Annotated in this window: 4 protein-coding genes; all 4 read left to right on the top strand. The window is 66.1% G+C overall.

Going from position 1 to position 6,432, the window contains the following annotated elements:
* The first annotated feature begins 287 nt into the window (after positions 1-287).
* The 4 genes from ACQZAB_RS05765 to dacB are packed head-to-tail and all read left to right on the top strand — an operon-like array spanning position 288 to position 6,426.
* Entirely contained in the window at positions 288-2,216 is a 1,929-nt protein-coding gene (locus ACQZAB_RS05765) for an efflux RND transporter periplasmic adaptor subunit (RefSeq protein WP_428387901.1), read from the top strand.
* A 16-nt stretch (positions 2,217-2,232) separates the two neighbouring features.
* Complete coding sequence (locus ACQZAB_RS05760; protein ID WP_428387899.1) at positions 2,233-4,485, top strand: efflux RND transporter periplasmic adaptor subunit; 2,253 nt, start codon at positions 2,233-2,235, stop codon at positions 4,483-4,485.
* Between the two features lie 40 nt (positions 4,486-4,525).
* A complete protein-coding gene (locus ACQZAB_RS05755; RefSeq protein ID WP_428387897.1) occupies positions 4,526-4,879 on the top strand; it encodes a DUF3467 domain-containing protein in 354 nt (117 codons plus the stop codon).
* A 5-nt stretch (positions 4,880-4,884) separates the two neighbouring features.
* Positions 4,885-6,426 (top strand): D-alanyl-D-alanine carboxypeptidase/D-alanyl-D-alanine endopeptidase, encoded by a 1,542-nt coding sequence (gene dacB, locus ACQZAB_RS05750; RefSeq protein WP_428387896.1) that lies wholly within the window; start codon positions 4,885-4,887, stop codon positions 6,424-6,426.
* The last annotated feature ends 6 nt before the right edge of the window (positions 6,427-6,432 follow it).

Here is a 6,432-nt window from a genome sequence, read left to right as displayed (position 1 = left end):
TGCCAGGCAGGAGGGCGATACACAACAAATCACGCCCCTTAAAAAAAACTCGACCGGCCTTCGCGGACACGATTGAGGTCTCACTAAAGCTAAACATGCCCAACCACCAGTGTCAAGAAACACCGTTCTCCACCAACGCGCCACAAACACCCCCGCCAAACCCCTAAACCCCCACCCACAAAAAACATGAACCACAGTCGTTGACATCCGTAGCACCCTGAGGTTCAATAACCCTCGCAGCACTCCGAGCGCGAACAACATTCATGCTCCGGCGCGAGCCCCCCTCCATGCAGAAAACGACCGATCAAGCCAGGCTCGCCGTTCAGCAGGCGCTTGACCAGTTCCAGCAGCTGTCCCGCGCCACCGATACCACCCCCACCGACGTCGCCAGACACGCCCTCAAACTCATCCTCGAATCCACCGAAGCCGCAGCGGGCGTCGTCTGGCTCGGAGCCGACCCCAAAGGCCGTGATTACCGCGCCGTCGCCGCCCAAGGCGACCCCGCCCGAAAAATCCTCGACGAGAAAAACCAGCCCATCGGCGATGTCGCCACCGCCCTCCGAAAATCCTGGACCGACCCCGCACAGGCCGTCATCGTCCCCCCAGGCGAACTCGGGTTCCAGGCCTGTGGACTGGGGAACACGGTTCAGTTCTACCTCGGCATCTCCGCCGGCAAAAAACGCCTCGGCGTCCTCCAGATCATCTACCCCGACGAGCTCGACCCCAAGGTCTATCGCGACTACGTCGGCTTCTGCCAGACCGCCGCCGAAACCATCGGCAAACACCTCGGACACCGACAATCCGAACTCGTCGAACGCTCCGCCACCCACTACAAAGCCCTCCTCGAACTCCTCAAGAACCTCGGCCGCATCGAGAAGCCCGACGCCTTCGCCCACGAACTCGCCCAGGGCGCCCGCCAGCTCTTCAAGGCCCAGCGAGCCGCCGTCGTCGGCTTCTGGCCCAGAAAACCCAAAGCCTGGTTCTCCGACGCCATCGACCCCAACCCCAAAGCCACCCTCGCCCACGCCGTCCGCACCATCGCCGACGCCGCACGCGAAACCAAACAGCCCATGGCGTTCCAAAAAGGGCACGCCATCGAAGGCCAGGACAACGAGCTCCAACCCTTCGTCGACCAGCTCTTCGAGCTAGGCGGGGCCCAGGCCGTCTGCGTCACACCCATCGTCGATGAAGACCGCATCGATGCCGTCCTCATCGTCGAGCACGAAACCGCCGTCGACGCCAGCAAGCTCGCGCCCGCCGAGGTCGAACTCGCCCAGTGCGCCGCACCCTTCCTGGCCCGAGCCATCGAGCTCGACGCCCGACCGCTCCGCAGAGTCGGCGTCGCCCTGGCACACGCCAAAACCCACCCCAAACGCAGCACCTGGCAGGCGCTCGCCATCTCAGGCACCCTCCTGCTTCTGCTGCTCATCCTCCTCATGCCCTTCCCCATGGCCGTCAGGCTCGACGCCAAACTCGAACCCACACGCCAGCACAGCCTCACCACCCCCTTCGTCGGCACCATCCGCGAAGTCCTCGTCAACACAGGTGACACCGTCCAGGCCGGACAAACCATCCTCCGACTCGACGACACCGAGCTCCAGCAGGAACTCACCCTCGTCCTCAAGTCCATCGAGGAACAACAGCTCGCACGACGCGAAGCCCGCATGAACGCCCAGCCCGCCGAACTCCGCATGGCCGAGCTCGAAATCGAGAAACTCCAGATCCAGCAGGCCGCCCTGCTCCGACGCATCGACAAGGCCCAGATCAAGAGCCCCATCGATGGCGTCCTCCTCACCACCCGGCCCCACGAGCTCGTCGGCAACACCGTCGACGAAGCCCAGGTCCTGCTCCAAATCGGCGACCTCTCCGGATTCAACCTCGTCGTCGATATCCCCGAGCAGGAAGTCGGACTCGTCCAGACACGACTCCTCGAAGGACACGAGATCCCCGCCACCTTCCTCAGCCGACCCTGGCCCGACCTCGAACAGACCGCCGCCTTCAACTCTCTCCTCGAACTCTCGCCCACCAGCGAACCCGACCCCATGACCCGGGTCAGCCGCTACCAGCTACGCACCACCATCCAGCTCGAAGGCCTCGAGCCCCACCTCGCCCTCGCCAACCCCACCGGCCGCGCACGCCTCGACCTCGGCTACGCCCCGCTCGGCTGGCGACTCTTCCGCAAAGCCTGGCACTTCTCACGCATGACCCTTTTCTAGTCAGGGATCCACAACCATGAATCCCTACAAGCCCCGACGCAACCAGCCCAGCCCAGCCAGCCAGCCGGCCGACGCCCAGAAGATCGCCTCCCTCGCGCAGTCCCTCGCCAGCGGACAACCCCAGGGCCCCGAACCACCCCTCCCCGCCGCCCGCGCCGACCTCATCATCTCCCCGCAGCTCTACCACGGCGAAAGCGTCTACGTCGTCAAAGACCCCGTCGGACTCACCTACTACCGACTCCGACCCGCCGAGTACTACGTCCTCCGACAACTCAACGGCCACAACAACGCCGAAGAGGTCGCCAAACTCACCGCCCACAAGTTCCCCGACCACACCCTCAGCCCCGAGGAAGTCAAAGCCTTCGTACACCAGCTCATGGGGGCCGGCCTGCTCCTGCCCGCCGACGCCGGCGCCGCCAAACGCATCCGCGGCATCCGCGACGCCAGACGCTCGAAGATGCGCAAGGCCAAGCTCAAGAGCTTCCTCTTTATCAAGGTCCCCCTCTACGACCCCGACCGCTTCCTCACCCACCTCCACCGCTGGGTCGGCCGGCTCATGACCCGACCGTTCATGCTCGCCGCCCTGCTCTTCATGCTCGCCTCAGCCATCGTCGCCCTGGCCAACCTCCAGGACGTCGGCAACCTCGCCTTCCCCGTCCTCAGCTGGACCAACGCCCTGCTCTTCGGCGCCGTCTTCCTGGGCATCAAGGTCATCCACGAAATCGGCCACGGCCTCGCCGCCAAACACCACGGCCTCGAAGTCCACGAGACCGGGGCCATGTTCATGGTCTTCATCCCCCTCTTCTACGTCGACACCTCCGACGCCTGGACCCTCCCCGACAAACGCGACCGACTCTGGATCACCGCAGGCGGCATCTTCATCGAGATGCTCCTCGCCGCCGCCGCCGTCTGGATCTGGATCGCCACCGACCCCGGCTGGGTCAACCAGCTCGCCTTCAACATCATGCTCGCCGCCAGCATCACCTCCCTCCTCTTCAACGCCAACCCCCTGCTCCGCTACGACGGCTACTACTTCCTCATGGACTGGGTCGAGGTGCCCAACCTCCAGGCCAAGTCCCTCAAGTACCTCGGCCAGATCTTCGACCGCCGCGTCCTCCGCATCACCCCCAAAGAACCCGAGCCCGCCGAAGCCGCGCGCATGCCACGCTTCTTCGTCGGCTACGCCACCCTCGCCGGACTCTACCGCATCATCGTCCTGCTCAGCATCGTCCTCATCGCCTGGCACCTGCTCGACCGCTTCGGCCTCCAGGCCATCGGCGCCCTGCTCGGCATGTTCGCCCTCACCACCATGATCCTCCTGCCCATCTGGAAGGGTCTCAAGCACATCTACCACGTTCAGCGGCAATCCAACGCACGCACCGCCTGGACCTTCGCCGCCCTCGCCATCGCCGCCCTCGCCTTCCTCGGCCTCTGGTCCATCCCCGTCACCGAAACCGTCCGCCATCCCGGCATCATCCTCGCCGAGCAGCGGCAGCCCATCTTCACCGAGGTCGCCGGCGAACTCGACACCCTCTACGTCGAGATCGGCGAGCACGTCGAAGCCGGACAACCCATCGCCAGACTCGCCAACAGCCGACTCATCGACAGCGTCGCCGAACTCCGGGTCCAGGCACGCATCCTCGAAGTCCAGCGAGACACCGCCCGACGCGACGGCCGCCAGGCCCTCGTCGCCAGCTACCAGGTCCAGATCGACCGTATCCACGAGCAGATCACCCACGGCCAGCGGCTCATCGACAAACTCACCATCCGCGCCCCCTTCACCGGCCGACTCCACGCCAAAGCACCCCTCCAGGGCCTCCTTGGCGTCCAGGTCACCCAGGGACAGGCCCTCGGCATCCTCGTCGCCGAAGAAACACCCCGACTCGCCCTGGTCGTCCCCCAGGACGACGCAGCCCTCGTCCAGCCCGGACGCACCGCCTACGCACGACTCTGGGCCGCCCCCTGGCGGGAAATCGCCGGAACCGTCGTCGCCGTCGAACGCGCAGGCATCTCCCAACTGCCCCACCCCGGCCTCGCCGTCGCCCATGGCGGAGAGGTAGACACCGCACCGGGCGACTCGTATAACAACACCCCTTCCAGGCCGTCCGTACTCGCCTGGATCGAACTCGACACACACGACCCCCAACTCGGCATGTGGTGGGCCGACGGTATGATCGGCCGCGGACGGATCGAGACCGGACAGACCAGGCTCGGACCCCAGCAGTGGCGAAAAATCCGACAGGCCCTCACCCTCGACTGGTGGATCTGAGCCCCTTTTGAAACCAACAACCCAAACCCAGGAAACCCCCATGGCCAAGAGCAGCACCCCGGAAAAGAACGAAGAAGTCGCAGCACCCGAGCAGCAGGGCCAGCAGCTCCAGCTCAAGATCGACGACGCCGAGGCACCCTCCTACTACGCCTCCACCGCGCGCGTCTCCGGCACCGCCGAGGAGATCGTCGTCGATCTCTCCCGCGGCCTCCAGCCCGGCTCCGGCCAGGGACAGGCCACCATGAAAATCGACGCCCGCGTCATCCTCAGCCCCTGGGCCGCCAAGCGCCTCGCCATGGCACTCGGTCAGGCCGTCACCCGCTACGAGCAGGCCTACGGCCAGCTCGAAATCGACCCCCGCAAACGCCTCCAGGGCGGCGGGAAGAACGGCTAAACCCCGTGCAACTTAAACAGCCAAATCCCCTCGGCCTGGCAGCCACCACCTGCCTGGCTTTCGCTGCGCTCGCCGCCGGGACCCCACAGGCAAACGCCGTCACCGCCGACGACCTCCGCGAACGCATCGCCCGGATCGAGCACATGCCCGAGATGGGACGCGGACAGGTCTCCGTCTGCGTCGTCGACATCGCCACCCGCGAAGTCCTCCTCGCACGACAGGCCCACCGCGTCTTCGCACCAGCCTCGGTGATGAAGGTCATCACCTCCGCCGCCGCCCTCGCCCAGCTCGGGCCCGACTACACCTACACCACCGAGATCCAGACCGCCGGCCTCCTCAACGAGCAAGGCGTCCTTCAGGGCACCCTCATCATCAAAGGCTCTGGCGACCCCACGCTCGGTTCCTGGCGATTCAAGTCCGAAGGTTTCCCCGGCTACACCGAGTGGGCCGATCAAGCCGCCGCCGCCGTCAAGGCCGCCGGCATCACCGAGATCCAGGGCGATGTCCTCGCCGACGCCAGCCTCATCGACGACCAGCTCATCCCCGACGACTGGAACTGGGACGACATCGGCAACTACTACGCGGCCGGCGTCGCGGGCGTCAACCTCCACGAAAACCTCTACCACCTCGATTTCGAGGTCCCCAGACGTGTCGGCCTGCCCACACGCATCAAGGCCGTCCGCCCGCCGCAGACAGGCGTCGCCTTCCACAACAAGGTCACCGCCGGTGAAGCCGGCACCGGCGACCGCTCCTACATCTATTCCGCCCCCTACTCCAACCTCGCCGTCGTCCGTGGCACCCTCGGCAGCGACGCCGGCAAGATGTCCATCCGTGGCGCCATCCAGGACCCGCCCCTCTTCGCCGCCCGCGAACTCCTCGCCGCCCTCCAGCGCGCCGGCATCGAGGTCACCGGCCAGGCCACCGGCACCTTCCAGAGCCCCCGCCTCGCCGAGGGCGAACGCCAGACCATCTGGAGCTATCAGTCTCCCTCCCTCGAACGCATCGCCTACTGGGTCAACAAGCAGAGCGTCAACCTCTACGCCGAAGCCCTCACCCTGACGATGGCCGTCGAAACCGGCCGCCCGGGCAAGACCACCGAAGGCACCGCCGCGACCCTCGAGATCCTCAACAACCTCGGCGTCAATACCATCGGGATGATCCTCGCCGATGGCAGCGGCCTCGCCAGACGTAACGCCGTCTCCGCCCGGCAGGTTGTGCACGTCCTCGAACGCATGACCGGTCACCCCTCCTTCGCCGCTTTCGAGGCGTCGTTGCCCATCGCCGGCGTCGCTGACGACCCCGGCGGGCTCGCCCGCACCGGCCTGGACACCCCCGCCGCCAACAACCTCCGGGCCAAGTCCGGCTTCATCGGCCACACCCGCGCCTACGCCGGCTACGTCACCGATGCCTCCGGCCGCAAGCTCGCCTTCTGCATCATGGCCAACCGCTTCCCCGGCTCCTCCGGACCGATCACCGAGGCTTTCAAGGCATTCATGCTCGACCTCGCCCGGCTCGAAGCCGATGCCCCCGCACCCGCCGCCGAGTAGTTCACT

The sequence above is a fragment of the Mucisphaera sp. genome (assembly GCF_965279675.1).
Lineage (GTDB): Bacteria > Planctomycetota > Phycisphaerae > Phycisphaerales > Phycisphaeraceae > Mucisphaera.
The sequence above is the reverse complement of the archived record's forward strand: the minus strand, read 5'-3'. Positions and strand labels throughout refer to the sequence as shown.